Origin of the sequence: Paenibacillus algorifonticola, assembly GCF_000971975.1 — a bacterium.
GTDB classification, from domain to species: domain Bacteria; phylum Bacillota; class Bacilli; order Paenibacillales; family Paenibacillaceae; genus Pristimantibacillus; species Pristimantibacillus algorifonticola.
The window spans coordinates 141,303-159,559 of the sequence record NZ_LAQO01000016.1 but is presented as its reverse complement, the minus strand read 5'-3'; the positions used below and the strand labels follow the sequence as shown (position 1 = coordinate 159,559).

At 46.7% G+C, this 18,257-nt stretch carries 11 protein-coding genes and 1 pseudogene; 4 read left to right on the top strand and 8 right to left on the bottom strand.

The window, feature by feature from the left end; translation table 11 throughout:
* Nucleotides 1-235: 235 nt before the first annotated feature.
* Nucleotides 236-1,894, bottom strand: coding sequence for a serine/threonine protein kinase (locus WH37_RS33835; RefSeq protein WP_052737118.1), 1,659 nt, complete (start codon nucleotides 1,892-1,894; stop codon nucleotides 236-238).
* Between the two features lie 264 nt (nucleotides 1,895-2,158).
* Here WH37_RS33835 and tnpC point away from each other — a divergent pair.
* Nucleotides 2,159-3,144, top strand: a pseudogene (gene tnpC / locus WH37_RS21000) (IS66 family transposase); the annotation flags it as partial.
* Nucleotides 3,145-3,643: 499 nt separating this feature from the next.
* Here the strand turns inward: tnpC and WH37_RS20990 are convergent.
* Nucleotides 3,644-4,444: a hypothetical protein gene (locus tag WH37_RS20990; protein WP_046232571.1), complete on the bottom strand. Its 801-nt coding sequence runs from the start codon at nucleotides 4,442-4,444 to the stop codon at nucleotides 3,644-3,646.
* A gap of 339 nt (nucleotides 4,445-4,783) precedes the next feature.
* Between WH37_RS20990 and WH37_RS20985 the strand changes: the two genes are divergently transcribed.
* Nucleotides 4,784-5,971 carry an ISAs1 family transposase gene (locus tag WH37_RS20985; protein WP_082110938.1) on the top strand — a complete coding sequence of 396 codons (1,188 nt, stop codon included), beginning with the start codon at nucleotides 4,784-4,786 and terminating at the stop codon, nucleotides 5,969-5,971.
* A 331-nt stretch (nucleotides 5,972-6,302) separates the two neighbouring features.
* Here the strand turns inward: WH37_RS20985 and WH37_RS20980 are convergent, their stop codons facing one another.
* Nucleotides 6,303-7,742, bottom strand: coding sequence for an extracellular solute-binding protein (locus WH37_RS20980; protein ID WP_046232638.1), 1,440 nt, complete (start codon nucleotides 7,740-7,742; stop codon nucleotides 6,303-6,305).
* Between the two features lie 170 nt (nucleotides 7,743-7,912).
* Here WH37_RS20980 and WH37_RS20975 point away from each other — a divergent pair, with 170 nt between their 5' ends.
* Nucleotides 7,913-10,213 (top strand): helix-turn-helix domain-containing protein, encoded by a 2,301-nt coding sequence (locus WH37_RS20975; RefSeq protein ID WP_082110937.1) that lies wholly within the window; start codon nucleotides 7,913-7,915, stop codon nucleotides 10,211-10,213.
* 28 nt (nucleotides 10,214-10,241) lie between these two features.
* Here WH37_RS20975 and WH37_RS20970 read toward each other — a convergent pair whose 3' ends face one another.
* The 5 genes from WH37_RS20970 to WH37_RS20950 all read right to left on the bottom strand — a co-directional run bounded on the left by WH37_RS20970 (nucleotide 10,242) and on the right by WH37_RS20950 (nucleotide 16,663).
* A complete protein-coding gene (locus WH37_RS20970) occupies nucleotides 10,242-11,387 on the bottom strand; it encodes a glycoside hydrolase family 88/105 protein (protein WP_046232569.1) in 1,146 nt (381 codons plus the stop codon).
* A 77-nt stretch (nucleotides 11,388-11,464) separates the two neighbouring features.
* On the bottom strand, nucleotides 11,465-12,346 hold the full coding sequence (locus tag WH37_RS20965; RefSeq protein WP_046232568.1) for a carbohydrate ABC transporter permease: 882 nt from the start codon (nucleotides 12,344-12,346) through the stop codon (nucleotides 11,465-11,467).
* Nucleotides 12,347-12,393: 47 nt separating this feature from the next.
* A complete protein-coding gene (locus tag WH37_RS20960) occupies nucleotides 12,394-13,305 on the bottom strand; it encodes an ABC transporter permease (protein WP_231594306.1) in 912 nt (303 codons plus the stop codon).
* 89 nt (nucleotides 13,306-13,394) lie between these two features.
* Nucleotides 13,395-14,951, bottom strand: a complete 1,557-nt coding sequence (locus WH37_RS20955; protein WP_046232566.1) for an extracellular solute-binding protein — start codon at nucleotides 14,949-14,951, stop codon at nucleotides 13,395-13,397.
* A 266-nt stretch (nucleotides 14,952-15,217) separates the two neighbouring features.
* Complete coding sequence (locus WH37_RS20950) at nucleotides 15,218-16,663, bottom strand: M14 family metallopeptidase (RefSeq protein ID WP_052737115.1); 1,446 nt, start codon at nucleotides 16,661-16,663, stop codon at nucleotides 15,218-15,220.
* Between the two features lie 259 nt (nucleotides 16,664-16,922).
* Here WH37_RS20950 and WH37_RS20945 point away from each other — a divergent pair, with 259 nt between their 5' ends.
* Nucleotides 16,923-18,173 (top strand): MFS transporter, encoded by a 1,251-nt coding sequence (locus WH37_RS20945; protein ID WP_046232565.1) that lies wholly within the window; start codon nucleotides 16,923-16,925, stop codon nucleotides 18,171-18,173.
* Nucleotides 18,174-18,257 lie beyond the last annotated feature (84 nt).

The window sequence follows — 18,257 nt, the reverse complement described above, 5'->3', positions numbered from 1 at the left end:
GAGTATGACTAACAAAGCCTCATCGTATGAAAACGCCCGCAACACCTAGCCTTTTCGGATTTCGTGTCGGTGCGCAATACTTGTCGTTTTTAAGCTTATATAAGTTTATGCCCGATCCATTGTACCACAAGAGCTGCTCAATTGTGTAAAATTTCAGTGCGGATTTTGTCTCTTCAGGCCGCTGCTGCTGTGAGGTAGATAAGCAATTTAAACCGCATGGCACCATCCATCGGCATCATAATTTCCCTTTCCCCTTATTCAGCATTCGGCTAATTAACACAAGCAGCGGATCAAATGCCTGCATTACAGGTTTGCCAAGCCGTTTGTTCTCCGTCACCCATTCGCCGCTCCAAAGCACATTAAGCCATTCGGCCGCTGGCAGCATAGGCAGCACTGTTATTGGTCGCTCTGGCAGTAATTGCAGCCATTGCTCCCGGTCCACGAAGCGATTATCCTTATTCGCCAGCCATACGAAACGCCCTTCCCGAGCATTCAGCCCCTGCTGAAGCGTTTGAAGGCGACGCAGCTGAAGCTGCTGCCATTTAGCCGGAAAAGGATCGGCAACTATACAGACCAGTTGGCACCGAGACAACCACTCGCCTGCTGCTGGCTCATTGGAGCTGGGAAAATCGACAATTTTCACTCCGTAATGCTGCTGATTCAAAAAAAGCTCCCATTTTTCCAAGTCGTATGCTTCTTGCTCCGTACGTCCAGGTTTTTGGGCAAGCCATTGGATAGCGCCTTCCTGCCAAGTCCAATAATTTCCGAATGCCTGCCTTCCGCTAGTGTGTTGAGAGGGCAGGAGCGCATGCCATTCCGGCTGATTACTTGGAAATTCAGCTGCGATGCAGCTCACTCCTCTTCGACCAAGCAGCTTGGCTAGCGTAATAGCGGCAAAAGTGGCTCCCGCTCCGGGTGACAATGCCATTAGGCCAATCGTTACGCCATTTGCTGCCGCACTAACGTGACCTTGCCTATTGGGGCAGCCGAATGCCGGTCTGACATGATCGCCACCCGCAAGTTGAACGATTGCCAGCAGTTCGCGCTCTACTTGCCCCATATTTGCGGTGCGGTCCTCGAGTCGATAGGCGAGCATCCTGCTAAGCACATTAGCCAACATGAGAGAGCCCTCTGCATTCATTCGATCCTTCCATTGAAAGTGAGGCTCTAGCCGTGGAACAACGGGCAGGGGCTGATACAGCTCACCCCCGCTTGCCAAATAATAGAGCAGTGCTCCAAGCCCATATACATCCGTTCGGGGATCACTTTGGCTGCTGCCTTGATACTGCTCAGGAGCTGCAAAGCCCGGTGTACCAAGCTTTTGCGTATCTTGGCCTCCCATTGCTTTACCCTGCCTTGCAATGCCAAAATCAATTAGACGCAGATATCCGCCCCCTTCCTCCACCATGACATTGGACGGTTTTAAATCCCGATGAATGATTTGCGGCCTTTGACGGTGCAGGTAGTTAAGTGCCGAACACAACTGGAGCCCCAGCTGAACCACCTCAAGCAGCAGCATTTGGCTCTGTCGTTTTTGAAATTGTACAGCAAGCGTTTCTCCATGAATGAAGTCCATCACAACCGCATACACAGAATGTTTATGTATCGGAAAAGCATCCACGATATGAGGTAGGTTCGGATGATTTAGCCGCACCAGCATGCCCGCCTCCGCGGTAATTGAATGAGCTTCGTCCACCTCCTCCTCTACCGATAGAGGTGTAACTTTAATTGCCCGCAGCTTGCCCTGCAGCTTACGGTCTTCCACCGCATATACGATGCCCATTCCGCCCTTGCCCAGCACCCGGATAACGGCATAGCGATCTGCTATTATTGAACCTGCCTCCCAAAGTGGGAGTTCATGTTCTCCTTCAAGGATAACTTCGCTTCTTTCCATGTTGGCCACCCTTCCCACGGCGAATTTATGAACCCATATTTAACCAATTGAATAGAAAACTGTTTAGTCAGTAGGTGACAGAATTCTTCTGTCATGTGTTCTGAAGGCATCATTTCACTTCAAGAGAGAGACTTTCAGAAAGATTGATGTATGAAATTACGGAATTTTTCCAAAAAGCTGTTGGTGACAGTAGATTTTCACTTACAGTGTCCTGGTTCGAACGAACCAATATTTGTGCGTATCTACCAATATGTTTCTTCATGAATTCGCCGTGTGCCGTTATACCGGCAAGAGCAGCATTTCGCGCGTCTTGGATACACGTTATCTCGTCAGACGATGGCGAATTGGATGATCTATGGTGCACAGAAATGGCTCATGCCCTTGGTCTCCGTGATGAAAGCTCATCTGCTTAGACAGGATGTGCTTCACGCAGATGAGACGACGCTGCAGGTGCTGCGTGAGCCTGGAAAGTCTGCTCAATCTTCCTCGTATTTGTGGCTGTATCGCACTGGAAGCGGGTGGTCATCTATGATTACCAGAAGACACGTGGCGGTGAGCATCCACAAATCTTCTTATCCGGGTTCAAAGGTTACCTGCATGTTGATGGTTATGCGGGCTATCATAAGGTTCCTGCTGTGACTCTTGTGGGGTGCTGGGCACATGCGCGGCGTAAATACGATGAAGCATTGAAAGCAGCCCCGCCAGCGGCGAGAGGTAACAAGGATTCGGTAGCTAGTCAAGGACTGGCTTACTGCAATGCTCTTTTTGCCATTGAGCGCGAGTTGAAGGATGCTTCGCCAGAAGAACGATATGCCGAGCGAAAGAAGCGAAGCCTACCGATCCTGGGGGCTTATTCGGTATAGCTAAAGCAGCAGCGCTCTCAAACACTGCCGAAGAGTCTGGTTGGAAAAGCGATTACTTACAGCCTGAACCAGTGGGACAAGTTGACTGCCTTCCTGGAGGATGGTCGGCTCGAGATCGATAATAATCGCAGTGAGCGCTCGATCAAGCCATTCGTAATCGGGAGAAAGAACTGGTTATTTGCGAATACGCCTCACGGCGCGAGGGCAAGTGCAACGATCTACAGCGTAATCGAGACGGCGAAGGAAAATGGACTTCTTCCGTTCCAATATTTAAAATACCTGTTCGAGCAACTTCCGCAGCTTCCGGATCCACAAAATCCAGAGGCGCTCGAGCCTTATTTGCCATGGTCATCTTCGCTCCCGGTCACCTGTCGTATTAGGGCATAGGCAAGTTCGCGGTTATGGACGCTTACGTTTTATTAAAATCACTTATTTCGTAAACATTGCGAATCTAAGTTAATTCATAGTTGACTAGACCATTAATAGCATCGTCAAGAAATCAACCCCTGAATAACAAATTGAAGAATACAAATTTCACTTATTTAATCAGTTTTCCGTTCATGGTTATTTTGAAATTTACTTAATACAATTATGAACAAGAGTGCGTTTATTCCCAGGAGAATAAACAAGTATAAAGATGGAATTTTGGTTATTACCAAAACCACTGTTCCTGAAAAAATCAGACCTAAATTCTCTTTTCTGTATTTTTTGTAATCATCATTTTTATACTTAAACAACCTATAAATAATTAGAATGTCGATAAGCACAACGACTAATACTGCAAAAACATAAATCATAACACAACATCCTCTCCAAAATGGAATAAGGACTTGATAGCTATGAAAATTTCATAGCTATCAAATCCTAACATTAATATTTTAGCGTATTACATGTTATTAACATAACCATAAGCTTGCCCAATATGATTTTCCATACTATTAAATTGATCGATTGCGACACCAGCAGCTGCCGCAGTTGCTGCACCACCAGCAATAGCACCAACGACGGTCGACCACGTAACAATTGTTGTTCCTAAAGCAACTGCTAACGAGGCTAGAGCAGCTTTATAGGCTGTGTAATCATTTGAAAACATATCAATATTAGAGCGTGCTGCCTCAAAGAATGTAACTGTAGGAGCAACCGTTTTAGTTACATGAGATCCTGAAGCCTTCAGATTATCAGGATCAGCGGCAAAATCGACATCGCTGTACGTCGCAAAAGTAAATTTCTTGTAATCGCTACTATAATAGTGGGAATATGCAGCTACACCACCTGTAGCATTCAATGCTGTAATTCCACCACTAATGGCGTTGCTATTTGCTTCACCTGTTTCCAACAACTCACCGTCAACATAAATTTCTTTGTTTTTTGTTAACCGATAGTTCTTTGTTTCAGTACCATCCGCAAACTCAGTTTGGTACTCTTTAATGCTACTATATTTTGGTTGTAATGTATAATCGTTAGTCTTTGTTACAGTAAAGAGAGTATCTTGGCCTTCTTTACTAAGTGTAATAGTAGTATTAGTGGTAACAGTGCCGAGAAACTCATTGTTAGCTGTGTAAAGATTTCTTGAAGTTTGAGTTGATTGAGTGTCAGATTTCTCAACAGCGAAACCAGTAGCAGCAAGGGACGTTGTGACTAAGCCAACAGCAAGAACCATAGATAAACTCTTTTTGAATCCATTCATACCTTTTTCCGAAACCTCCATACAAGTTATTTTCCATACATTGAATAATATACCATACTAATTATTGGGAATGAAGTCTTACTGATAGATTACAAATATTAAAAAATTCTAACAAAAAAAATTTTTGACAGAGTTTGATTTTTCTGTTGTTTAATTTATACCGATTTCAATTTGCATTGACGCCATAAACAACCACGGCGAATTCATGAAGAGACATACTGGTAGATAGACACAAATATTGGTTCATTTTAATGCCCGTAGAAAGCAGAAATCTCATCCCTCTTTCCGTAAGGCCTCTCAAGGAGTAAGATAGGGCTTAGACGTATTTTCGGAGGGATCATGATGAGCAACGATAGATATCAAGGGACTTTTTTTGAGTATTTTAGTGATTTGCAGGACAATAGGCAGGAAGGGAAAGTGTATCATCGACTAACGGATATTCTGTTTATTGTCGTAAGCGGCGTCCTTTGCGGATACTATGAATGGGACGATATCTACACGTGGGCAAAAGTACCAGCAAATGGGGAATGGTTTGAAAAATATATCACTTTAATGAACGGTATTCCTTCCTTATCCACGATTAAGCGAGGTTTTTCGTTGATTCAACCCCAGGAATTTTTAACCCGCTTTATCGATTGGATGTCAGGTACGATCACGTTACCGAACAAGGATATCGTGTCGGTCGATGGAAAAACGTCGCGAGGCTCCAAGGGAAATGATCACAAAGTGCTTCACATCGTGAGTGCTTTGTGTCATTCACACGGCCTGGTCGTTGGGCAGACAAAGACCGATGAGAAGAGTAATGAAATCACAGCCATTCCTGTCCTACTGGAACAATTGATGATCAAAGGCTGCATCGTAACGATGGATGCCATGGGCGCTCAAAAGAAAATCCTTGAACAAATTGTCGACAAGAATAAAGCGGATTATGTTGTCAACCTCAAAGGGAACCAAGGAACACTACATAAAGAAGTCCAAAACTATTTCGTAGAAGCCGAACAAGCTGGGAAACGGGCAGCGATCGAGGAGCGCAATAGCGAAGAATCTACGTTCAAGGTTCTCCATACCGTTGATCAAGGGCATGGGCGAATCGAAAAACGGACCTATTATTATTCAACGGATCTCGATTGGATGGGCGATGCGCAAGGTGACTGGGCCAAACTGACAGGGGTCAGCGATAAACGCAAGGTAGCGTTTATCGCTGACCCCACTAAAACTACCACAGAAACCGCTTATTATATCAGCAGCGTAGACAATGTGACCGACTTCGCCACGGCTGCAAGGAAACATTGGGGGATCGAAAGCATGCATTGGAGTCTGGATGTTACCTTTGGAGATGACCGCAATCAAACAAGAGAAACGGCAGCAGCCCAGAATCTAGCCGTCGTCAAACGGATGGTCTTCAATGTGCTCAAAAATGAAACCAAAATCCAACCGAAAACGAGCAAGCCCAACAAAAGAGTCATCGCAGCCGCGGATGTAAACTATCGCGATCATTTGATTAACATGGCATTCCATCAAATGTAGTATTTACCCATCAGACGGTGAATCCCACCCCTTTTTTATATGGAAAGAACGTCTTTATACCTTCAACATGCATGAAAAGGAGAAGTCTGTCATATTCCGAAAAAATCATTGCCTTTACGATTGGTAAAGTGTGGGTTCATGAATTTGCCGTGCCACCCTTCCCTATAAATGCAAAAAATCCCGGCTGGACAGACGAATCTCGTTCGTCTTCCAGCCGGGATGCTTTCCCGTTCTTGTATTAAGATAGCATTATGCTATGTTTTAACGCCTAGTATATCATGCAAACATTAAAAAATGAATGACAATTTAAGCATTATTGGCCAAGCGAATGTTACGATCTCCCCGCATACCCCTCATTAAATTCTTGAATAATCTGATCGCCGCCAAGCTGCTTCCACCGCTCTACTTCCTTATCGAACCCTTGCTCATCAAGCAAGCCGAGAATAAAGGAGTTGGTCGCGTTTTGAATGATAATATTCAGTTCGCCCCCTCGTTCGTTGGCGGTTGGCGAATCAAGCGAGGCTGCAGGGTTAATGACGAGAAAGCTCCGATTATCCTCTGTCAAGCGGTCGCTTTTTTCCCTTAGCGGATCACCTTGGGGCCGAATGGCAAGCGCCCTGACCCCCATCAGCGAAATAAGCGGCCGTACCTCCTGCTCCCATCGCTCGCTTTCATTGGAAAGCAGCTCAACCATATCTCCGTTTTCCAGCTTATAGTGAATGCCTTCAACGCCATAATTCAGCATATAGATGAGCTCCGGGTCAGCCAGCCGATTAAAAAATGCAAGAATGCGCAGCAGCTCAGCCTCGCTTTTTACCTGCGATTTTGGGAATACGAATATGCCGTTATGCCCAGCCTGCGACCATACATGCGGCTTGCCGTCAGGTCCGTTGATCCGGTTCAGCAAATCAATTTCAGCTTTCGGATTGCTTTGAATGAGCGTCTTAAATAAATTACGGCCATCATCCATGTTTCCGATATAAACGCCCGCGCGCCCCTCCGTAAATTCCTCCCATTGCTGCTGCTTGCTCGTGACCGCAAACTGCTCATTCATCAATTTCCCTTCATACAGCTCCCGCATAAATTTCATCGTATCTTTATAAGCACTGAACATAAAGGCCGGCTGCAGCTTTCCCCCCATCCAGCCCCACTCATTAGGCGTGCCAAAATAAGAGGCCAGCGTTTGAAAAGCGCCAAACTTCAAATCGTTGCGATCCGTTAGGCCATAAGTATCATTTAAGCCATTGCCATCAGGATCATTTTTCGTGAACGCCTCCATCACTTTATAAAGGCTTTCCAAATCTGTCGGCGTTTCCAGCTTCAGCTGGTCGAGCCAATCCTTGCGATAGATGATGCCTTGACGGGACAAGTCCCGCTCACGATAAATGCCATATATTTTGTTATCGATTGATGTGTTTTGCAAAATGGTTTTGTCCATCGCGTTCAGGTTCGAAAATTGCGATAAATAAGGGCCGATTTCCCAAAAAGTACCGGCACGAACCGCGCTCAAAAAAGCAGAATTGCGAATGTCCTGAATCGTGACGATTTTTGTCAACGCATCAGAAGCAAGCGCGATGTTCAGCTTATCCTCCTTCATAGCATCAGCTACCCAGATTATGGACAGCTTCGAGTTGGTCGCTTCCTCAATATGCCCAAGCACGACATCGGAAGGTGGACTCGCCGTGTATTGAACGGCCGTCCACGTTAAAGCAAGCGGCGCTTCCTTGTTCTGGGCGGCCACGCTCTCATCGAGCTGTTGGCAGGAAACCATAATCACAGCTGCTCCGCATGCTAAGGCCGTTAAAACCGATTTTGCGCAGCGATGAATCTGTCTCTTCACAAAATTCATAGGCAACTTGACCCACTTTCTGGTATAATACCCTAGTAATTATCGTTTGCGAAGCAGTGCAGCGTGTGGCTCGCAATAGTTTTGGAGGAGATATGATGGCAGCCCCACCTAATCGGTATTTTTTGCGTATTTTGCTGTTCGGCTTTCTAATCAGTTCATTACCCGTCATTATTGTTGGACTATTCTCCTACATGAAATCCTCCGACACAATTCAGCAAAATGTAAACGCATCCAAACTGTTGCAGCTAGAGCAAATGCAAATGAATGTGGAGCAGGTCATGCGCACCGTAGACCATTCCATGACGTATTTCGTCAATTCGTCTTTTTTGAAGTCCGCCATGTTGGAACCGCTTAATGTGGAACAATTTCAATTATTTAACCAAATCAAGCAAGAAGTCAACCATTTACAGACATTTGATACAGGAATTGAAAATATCATTTTGTTAAGCACCCGTGAAAATTGGTATATTGACAACTCCGGCCTATATCGGCTGAGTGAATTGGACAAAAAAGACCATCTGCTTCAATATAAGGAGCTGCCCTTCGATTCGCAATGGATTACGGAGCCTGTCAGCAATACCGTGCTGCTTGGTCAATCTTCAAGTCGTTGTACCTACGGCATCAGCCTCGTAAAGAAGCTGCCGCTGACGGCTTCAACCAAAAATGGGCTTGCGGTATCGACGATCCCTTCCTGCTATTTGAACGAGCTGCTTTCCTTTGACAAAAATAGCGAGGCTGTGCTCGTATTCAATGATAGAGGCGAGCTGCTGTTTGGGCAAAATGAAGAGCTGCTGCCGTCTGAAGGCCTTTTTGCCGCGCTTTATCAGGATATTACCGAATCGGACTCTTCCCTTGCCCAATTTGATACGCAGCTCGAAGGAACAGACTATACGGTATCTTACCGCAAGTCTGATTATAATGGCTGGACGTATGCTTCTATTACATCGCTCCATGCGTTGTCAAAGCAATCACGTGCCATTGGCTGGTTTACCGTGTTTATTTGCCTAGCGCTCCTCGCCATAACGCTGCTTGTGACCTGGTTCGGCTCCCAACGCTTGTACAAGCCGATTGAGCAGCTGTTTGTGAGCGTCTTCCAGCTATTTCCGTCCAAGCATGATAAACCAAGCCGCGACGGCTTCGTCTATATTGCGGATCAAATCCGGCATGTCATCCGCGAGAAAAGCGAACTGGAAAGCACGATGAACAATCAGATTGACAGCTTGCGCACGTTGTTCATGATGGAGCTGTACCAAGGAAAAAGCAACAGCCGAACCATAGAAGAGCGGCTCAAGACGCTGTCCTTACCTACGTCATTTAAAGGCTATGCGGTTATGACGCTGCGCATTGATTTTTTTGAAGAAACGAGCTATTCGAAGGGCGATACGGATTTGCTGCTGTTCGCCGTGAATAATATTGTGGAGGAATTGGTTGATGCGAGCGACAGGCTGGCGCCTATCGTCTACGAACAGTCGCAAAATACACTGCTGCTGAACCGTGAGCATAACCAGGATGCTTTTTTTGCCCAATTGGTTCCGCTGGCAGGGCAAATTGCGCACACCGTAAAAGAAGTACTGAATCTGTCCGTCAGCTTCGGCTTTAGCGGTTATCATGACAAGCTGAAATCAGCGGGTACAGCCCTTGAGGAAAGTATGGAGGCCTATAAGCATTTAAAAAGGTTTGGCGACTCATCGGCGATGTTTTATCGGGATCTGCCACAGAAGCTGAGCTTTAACACTTCTTATCCGGTACGCCTGCAAACGGAGCTAAATGACGCTATCAAGCTTGGAGATCGGGCCAAAAGCGACGAAGCGCTGGCGGAGCTATTCGAAGCGGTGTTTAAGCAGCAGCTGAGCGCCCATGATTTTGAGCTGACGACTGCACGGCTGTTAATTGATTTGATTCACCTGTCTCAGTCGCTCGGCATTCACGAGATGGAGCTTGGCGACCATTCTTCCTTGTTTGAGTATTTGTTCAAGCCGCACTCTCCGAAGGAAGTTCGCAATTGGTTTCTTCAAAACATCGTGGAACCGATTATCATAGCGGTAGAGGAGCGGACCAATTCTCAGTATAAAAACATTTCTGAGGAGATCATTCATTTGATTCACCAGCAGTATGACCAGGAGCTTACGCTGGAAGCCATTGCGGCGAGCATGCATTACAATGCGAACTATGTGAGCAGCGTATTCCGTAAGGAAACAGGCATTTCATTCAGCGAATATTTGGCTGCACACCGTCATCGCATTGCGATTGGACTGCTTCAGGATACGAACATATCGGTCAAGGAAATTTCCGAGCGGCTGCAATATACGAATCCGCAAAATTTCATTCGCTCCTTCCGCAAGCTCGAAGGAACAACTCCCGGCAAATACCGGGAGCTGCATCAGCCGGGGTGACCACTCGCTGCTCCCCCGGCCCAACTGGCTATTCCTTTAGTTCTTGAACCGGCTGCAAACCAAGTACGCCATCCAGCTCCACACAAGCGAGCACGAAAGCACCTACACCGTGCAAATCGTTTTCGCTTGTTGGGCGCGTCACATAGTTGCGATAATCCCCCGCTGATGTTCCGATGCAGATGCCGGTCACAATTAGTCCCGTCTCATCGGAATGCAGCGTGCGGAGCAGCCCTTCATAGCCTTTTACTGCAATTTCCGAATAAGCTTTCGGAATGCAGCCATGCTTGATCGCTTTCGCTATCGTATATAGAAAGAGGCTTGTGCACGAGGTTTCCAGCCAATTGTCCTCCCGCTCGCCTTTATTGACAACCTGATACCACAATCCGCTTTTTTCATCCTGAAACTCGGTGAGCGCTTCAACAAGTGCTGCGACCTCCAGCTCTATGGCAGCTCTGCCTTGATGAGAAGGCGGCAGTACATCAAGAAAATCGACAAGCGCCATTCCATACCAACCGAGTGACCGGCCCCAAAACTCCGGTGAGCAGCCCGTCTCCGGGTTTGCCCATGGCATGCTTCGCGTCTCATCCCACGCATGATACAGCAATCCTGTCCGTGTATCCTTCATATACCGATTCATTAACCGCTCCTGTTTGAGCGCCATATCCAGTAGCTCCGGCTTGTCATATTTCGCACCATAAATCATTGCGAATACGCCGCCCATATAGAGACCATCCAGCCACATTTGATAAGGATATTTGTCCTTATGCCAGAAGCCTCCCTCCGTTGTCTGATTGAGCGTTCCGAACAGTCCGAGCAGACGGTCTGCCGCCAGGCGATACCGTGGATCGTCAAACTGTTCATCCAGCGTAAACAAAATCAGCCCAGCCATTATCGCATCCAGCTCGTCCCGGTCAAAAGTCAGATTCCCATATGGGTCGATCAAGGCATCCGCATAGCTTTTAATATAAAGCAAATATCGCTCGTCGCCATTTTGCTCCCATACCTTGAGCATACCATACAAAAACACGCCTTGATGGTAATGCCAGCGATTTGCTGGAGGCAAGTCACGCGCTTGGGGAAATCTCGCCATTAAGGAATCGCAGGCAGCAACGCCCCATTCCAGCGCTAACGCATCGCGTATACGCATCGTTTCAGCTAAAGGGGATAGACTCATTTGACCTCAACCTCTCTTCATATAGGATACAAGGATGACAACCCGTAAACCCCCGAAGGGACGCGTCTGCGAGCAGACTACCCCTTCACCGAGCCCAGTAATGCGCCTTTATCAAAATACTTTTGCAAAAATGGATACACGAGCAGCACCGGAACGGTAGCTACAACGATTACAGCCATTTTGATCGTCTGATCTGGAGGCGTGACGAAATCATCCGAGAAGCCCGAAGAATCCGCCGTCAAGCCGCTTGCCAAAATAACAATTTGCCGCAGTAATACTTGAATCGGCCACTTTTCAGCACTATCAATGTACAAGATTGCCGGCAAATACGTGTTCCAATACGTTACTGCATAAAAGAGAGAGATCGTTGCAATCGCTGGCATCGACAGCGGAATCACAATACGGAACAAAATGCCCCAGTCGTTACAGCCATCAATTTTAGCCGACTCCTCCAGCCCATCCGGCAAATTTTGAAAGAAGCTGCGCAAAATAATCAGGTTAAACGCATTAATAGCCGTTGGCACAATAAGCGCCGCATAGCTGTCGATCATGCCTAGCGACTTGACGACGATGAAGGTGGGAATCATCCCGCCGCTGAACAGCATCGTAAATACGATCATAAACATCAGCTGCTTGCGCCCAACCAGATCACGTCGTGACAAGCCGTAGGCCATCAATGACGTAAGTATCATGCTGAACAGCGTACCAAAACCAGTTACCCCAATCGATACCAGCATACTGCGAAAAATCGTATTCGTTGAGAAAATATAAGCGTACGCATCCCAACTAATTTTCGTTGGAAACAGGACGAACCGCTTTTGCGCCAGCTCATCAACCGTCGTTAGCGATCCGGCAATAATATGCAGGAAAGGAAGAATCGTCACTAACGCAACTAGGAATAATATTACATAGACAGCGCCATCGAATAGGCGGCCGCCAATCGTTTTGTCATGCACCATAATAGCCTTTCCTCCTCAAGATGTTGCTTCGGCGGCAAGCGTGCAGCTTAATAAACGCCCTCTTCGCCGAATTTTTTGGCCAGCCAGTTCGCGGACATAACCAGGACTAAACCGACGAAGGATTTGAAGAAGCCTACCGCGGTACTAAAGCTGAACTGCCCCTGTTTAAGCCCTGCTGTGTACACATACGTATCAAAGATTTCCGCCACATTCCGGTTCATCGCGTTAAGCAGCAAATACACATGCTCAAATCCTAGCTCCAGCACATCGCCAATTTTCAAAATGAGCAGGATTACAATAACGCTGCGGATCGACGGCAATGTAATATGCCAAATTTGGCGGAAACGGTTGGCACCGTCCATCCGCGATGCCTCGTACAGCTGCGGATCGATGGCCGCAATGGCCGCGAGGTACACAATCGTTCCCCAGCCGGCTTCGCGCCAGATGACCTGCAAAATGTACATCGGCCTGAACCATTCATCGCTTAGCAGAAAGTTGACTTTCTGCATGCCCATCGCATCAAGGCCCTCATTAATCATACCGCCATCCATCGTGACCATGACGAAAGAAATCGATACGATGATGACCCAGGACATAAAATGCGGAATGTACACTATCGTTTGTACAAAACGCTTGAAAGCTTGCAGCCTTACTTCATTTAACAAGATCGCAAGTATGATAGGGACGGGAAAAAAGAAGATCAAGTTCATCAGAAACAAGATGATCGTATTGCGAAAAATCGTCCAAAACATCGGCTCGGTAAATAGACGCTGATAATGCTTGAATCCTACCCAATCACTTCCGAGAATACCGTCGTATGGACGGTATTCCTGGAAGGAGATTACAAGTCCCCACATGGGGAAGTATTTGAATAAGACGAAATACAGCAGTCCCGGCAAAATCATGAGATAGATCGCTTTGTTTTTCAATATACGCCGGCGAAGGTCATGCTTCTTCATGTCCGGCTTAACGGCTGCTACTGCCGAAGCTGAGTTGCTGCTCATGTGAAACATCCTTTCAGTTCCCTGTTTTTACAGGAGTTCTATTCCTATTGCGTTTTAGCCAAAGATTCATTGTATTCCGTGATGATGCTCTCGCCGCCGCCTTTTTTCCAACGCTCGATTTCACCATCAAATCCTGCCGCGTCCAGGTTGCCCAAAATATAGCGGTACGTCGCATCGTTAATAATTTGCTGAAGCTCTACGCCCTTCTCGCCATATGTTTTGGAATCAAGCGCCGCTGTTGGATCGTTAATCAGCATGCTGTTGTTTTCGATAATGAGTTCCTCTGCTTTTGCTTTAGCTGGAAGCTTGTTGTAGGCACGCAGCATATCAATCGTGCTTTCGCCGCCCACTTGCAAAATTTCGTAAGGCTTTTGCTCGCGGTCTGTCATCTTCGTGTCTTCGACTTTTTGCACTAAGCCGCCTTCTACGAGCGTATAATGCTTGTCCGGAACTCCCCATTTCACGAGATTAGCCAGTTCTGGCTCCATCAGCTTGTCATAGAAAGCTAAAATGCTTTTCAGCTCTTCTTCCGATTTAACGGACGATTTCGGGAACAATACCAAGTTTCCATAGCCTGGAATCGACCAAATCCCCGCATTGCCGTCCGGTCCGCTAATTTGGTTCGCTACATCGTAAAGGGCATTTGGATTAATTTCGACGGTTTTCTGATGCAAGCTTTGCACATCAGCCATCGAGCCAATGTACATGCCCGCTTTACCTGTAATGACCAGATTTTGCTGATCTTCCTTGCTCGTAACCGGGAAGTCTTTATTGATTAGACCTTCGTCATACAGCTTCTTGAAGAAGTCCATCGTTTCTTTATACTGCGGGAACATAAATTCCGGCTGCAGCTTGCCGTCTGCCAAGCCCCAGTTGTTCGGTGTGCCAAAATACGAGGCAACCGTCTTGAATGCGCCATACACCAAATCGCTGCGGTCGGTCAGACCAATCGTATCCGCCTTGCCGTTGCCATCAGGATCGCCTTCCTTAAATTGCTTCAGCATATTGTAAAGCTCATCCGTCGTTTTTGGTGCAGCGAGACCTAGCTTATCCGCCCAGTCTTTGCGGAAAATAATGCCTTGACGCGATAGCGGACGCTCTTGATAGATGGCATACGTTTTACCGTCTACCGCTGTATTTTTCACAACCAGCTCATCCAGCTTGCTTAAGTTCGGGTAGTCCTTGATGAAAGGGCCAATTTCCCAAAATTGATTGTTGCGAATCGCGTCGCGAAATAAAATGTAGGTGGTCTGATTTTTCATGTATACGGCCTGTGGCAAGGAACCGGTTGCAAAAGACGAGTTCAGTTTTTCTTCATAGCTGCCGTCGGGCACCCAGTTAATCGTCAAATCCGTGTTTGTTTTTTCCTCTAGCATTTTCTCAATGGCATCAGTAGGAACTTCTGGTGTATGCAAGTTTGTCATTATTGTCAGTTTAAAAGGAGCTTGTGCTTCGCTTGTAGGTGCGCCTCCTTGATTAGTGCCTGATGTTGCGCTTCCCTCATTTACGCCTGATCCTGATGCACAACCTGCCAAAATACAGCCTACTAATGTCGTTGTACACAAGACGCGAAATGTTGATGCCGCTTGTTTCTTTCTCATGCTTTGACCTCCCGAATTTGGAATTCATTTAGGTGCTCTTGTTACCCTTTTATCGTATACCCCGCCGGGGCGGTTTGCCTATAATCACCACGCCATATGTTATGGCGCAATCCCTTGTGGCGCAAGGGTTACAGCCAAATGTGAGTTAAGGATTATAGCGGTTATGCCCTAAATACAGCCCTTTTTCCGCCAAAAAAAGCGCAGCAAAAAAGCATGCAGGGTTTTGTTCACTTGCTCCCTGCATGCTTTTTAAAATGGTTTTATGTTCAAGTTGAGCTTGGAGTTGGAAGTGGTGTCGGAATCGTGCTCGCCGGCGATCCCGCCACTATTGGAATTTCAGTTGCTGGAGCAGCAGTCGGCGTTGGCTCGGCTGATGGCTCCGACGCGATCGGTGCTGTCGGGCTAGGTGAAGGCGGAGTCACCACAGGACTTGCAGTCGGTGTTGGACTTGGTGTTGGGGTTGGAGTCGGCTTTGGCTTGCTCCACGGCTTCGCCATGCTTTTAGCTATCCATCTGCTCCCTTGCCCGCTTATTTGAATCTCATACCAACTTCCTTTTTCCCTCGTCACCTTATAGACACCTGGTTTAACGCCCTTAGCTGTCTCCCGGTTCAGATCCGGATAACGATAAGTTGTTGCAGGCGAGGTCAGCTCGATAGTGGCAGACGCTTTTTTCGCTTTTTCTGACAGCATCGCTTGCTCATAAGCCGTCGTCCCAATTAGCCACATCGTATCCTTATGCTGTTTCCAGATTCGATCCCAATAGCTGAGCGGAACATTCGTCTCCCCAACAGCAGGGGCAATTTCCGGCGTAAGTGCTGGTTTTCCGAACTCGGTAATAAACCAATCGGTAAAGCCGCCTCCCGAAGGATTAGCCTCTGGAGCTACCGCCCGATAGCCTGTCATTGCTGCATAAGCTTGGACAAACGCACGGTCCCTTGGCAAATTGGATGCTTTCGTCTTAAAATTCCAAAATATAATTTCACCAGATGAATGATAGGATATCGCGATTTCCGGCTTTAATTGTTTTGTGAAATTGTACATAAGCTGGGCTTCTTTCGCTTCCAGCGGCTTTTTGCCTTTATAATTTTTATACGAAGGCGCATATTCGGCTTGGCGAATCGTGTCCCAGTCAGCGGGATACTGCCTGTTCAAATCGACGCCTTTTCCATTGGCTTTCCAGCGCTTGAAATCCCGGCTATTTTTGTTCATTTTGATTAATCCGGCATGATCCTGTTGCGGAAAAGCAGCTAGCCCTTTTTGTTGAAGGGTGACGCCATCGGGATTAACCATAGGCACAATTTGAAACGTGACATGGTCGAATAAATCAGCCGTATTAAGCTGCTTCCATACTCCCTGCTTAGCTGTACTTGCAGCCATCGTCTCCGCCATATTCATCACCGTAATTGTCGTAATCCATTCCCTTGCATGATGGGAGGCATTTAGCAAAACATTGATGGGGCCGTTACCAATTTCCATCACCCATAGCTCGCGCCCATATTCACTTTTTCCGATGCTCCGATAACGGATCAGCTCAGGATAAGCATCAGCGAGCTTCTTTATATCACTCGTCATTAATTCATAGCTATAGAGCTGCTTTGGGTTTACAATCGCTTGCTTGGAGCCCCCTCCACTTGCCGCAACCAGAGTAGGCAGCAAAATCGCTAAAATAAGCAGTAACAAAAAAGTCCTTTTTCTCAAAAACAAATGCATGTAAACGAGCCCCTTGTCTATATTCGATAGATTTCAACATCATCCATGGAATTTCGACAAAAATACTAATTTCACCTGCAAGATTTACAAAGTAATATAGTTATGGATCTTCAATTTAACCACTGAAAGCTTCCACTTATCGGTCTTAAGGCGGAGTACTCTTTCGTTCTAGCGAGCCTTTTTACACATTGGAATGTCCTGTAAAATGTCTATTGAATACAACACTGCTTCAAAAAAGTGAAAAAGGATAGGTGAAAAAATGACAGCCAATCAACCTGCTTCAGCATTTTCGCTGTTGAGCAATCGATTCGTGCAAGCGATATTGATGTCCACTTTATTTTTACAAATCGGCATCTGGGTACGAAATATCGCGGTTCTGCTTTATGTGAAAAAAATGACTAATGATGATGCATTTGCCGTGTCGCTCATCTCCGTAGCGGAGTTTGCGCCAATCTTCGTATTTTCGTTTATTGGCGGAACGTTCGCCGACCGCTGGAGGCCGAAGAAAACGATGGTATGGTGCGATATATTAAGTGCTTTATCCATTCTGGCCGTGCTATTCGCCATGGAAAATGGAACTTGGCATGCCGTCTTTTTTGCCACATTAATTTCAGCCATATTGTCTCAATTTTCTCAACCTGCTGGCATGAAGCTGTTCAAGCTGCATGTGCCCGAGCATTTAGTGCAGACGGGGATGTCGCTCTATCAAACGCTGTTCGCGGTATTTATGATCTTTGGCCCCGTCGTTGGGACATTTATCTACCAAAGCTATGGCATCGAGACGGCCATTGGCGTAATGGGTGCTGCCTTTCTATTATCTGCTGTTTCGCTAGCTTTCCTGCCGCGTGATCGAGACGATGTTGGGGAGCAGCAAAATTCCCGGGTGGTAGAGGACATTAAGGCCGGCTTCCGCTACGTATGGTCAAGTAAAATACTGCGCACACTCGGCGGCGGCTTCATTGCTGCTGGACTTGGCCTCGGCTTAATTCAGCCAATGGGCATCTTCCTTATTACGGAGCGGCTTGGGAAACCTGAGGATTATTTGCAGTGGTTTCTATTAGTGAACGGCATAGCCATGATTATCGGCGGTGTGCTTGCGATGAGCTTCTCCAGTAAACTATCGCCGCAGAAGCTTCTAGCGCTTGGCATGACGGTCGACAGCTTAGCGATGATCGCTATGGGCTTGTCGAAGGATTACTGGTTCACGCTTGGTCTGCAATTCATAAGCGGTTTTGCGCTGCCATGCATCCAAATTGGAATTAATACTTTGATTTTACAAAATACGAAGGAATCCTTTATCGGCCGTGTAAACGGCATCCTAACTCCGATGTTCATGGGCTCGATGGTCGTAACGATGATGTTATCGGGCTTGATGAAAAATGCCATTACGCTCGTGCCTATGTACATCATTGCAGGTTTATTTTTCCTTCTAGGTGTAGCCATTCTCCTTCCATTATTTAAGTTGCAGAGCGGAATTGAGCCTGTGGCAGAGAAGGCTTTGGCTGAGTAAATAAGCAGATAGTAAAAAACGCCTCCCCACCTGAAGTGGAGAAGCGTTTTTTACTGCAAATTTTTGTCCTGCCTATCGCACTGT

What these genes read in the sequence shown, in the direction of transcription:
- WH37_RS20990 (WP_046232571.1), bottom strand. Translation starts at nt 4,444, where the DNA reads ATGAATGGATTCAAAAAGAGTTTATCTATGGTTCTTGCTGTTGGCTTA.
- WH37_RS20975 (WP_082110937.1), top strand. Translation starts at nt 7,913, where the DNA reads ATGATGGCAGCCCCACCTAATCGGTATTTTTTGCGTATTTTGCTGTTC.
- WH37_RS20945 (WP_046232565.1), top strand. Translation starts at nt 16,923, where the DNA reads ATGACAGCCAATCAACCTGCTTCAGCATTTTCGCTGTTGAGCAATCGA.
- WH37_RS20985 (WP_082110938.1), top strand. Translation starts at nt 4,784, where the DNA reads ATGATGAGCAACGATAGATATCAAGGGACTTTTTTTGAGTATTTTAGT.
- WH37_RS20955 (WP_046232566.1), bottom strand. Translation starts at nt 14,951, where the DNA reads ATGAGAAAGAAACAAGCGGCATCAACATTTCGCGTCTTGTGTACAACG.
- WH37_RS20950 (WP_052737115.1), bottom strand. Translation starts at nt 16,663, where the DNA reads ATGCATTTGTTTTTGAGAAAAAGGACTTTTTTGTTACTGCTTATTTTA.
- WH37_RS20965 (WP_046232568.1), bottom strand. Translation starts at nt 12,346, where the DNA reads ATGGTGCATGACAAAACGATTGGCGGCCGCCTATTCGATGGCGCTGTC.
- WH37_RS33835 (WP_052737118.1), bottom strand. Translation starts at nt 1,894, where the DNA reads ATGGAAAGAAGCGAAGTTATCCTTGAAGGAGAACATGAACTCCCACTT.
- WH37_RS20970 (WP_046232569.1), bottom strand. Translation starts at nt 11,387, where the DNA reads ATGAGTCTATCCCCTTTAGCTGAAACGATGCGTATACGCGATGCGTTA.
- WH37_RS20980 (WP_046232638.1), bottom strand. Translation starts at nt 7,742, where the DNA reads ATGGTTTCCTGCCAACAGCTCGATGAGAGCGTGGCCGCCCAGAACAAG.
- WH37_RS20960 (WP_231594306.1), bottom strand. Translation starts at nt 13,305, where the DNA reads ATGAAGAAGCATGACCTTCGCCGGCGTATATTGAAAAACAAAGCGATC.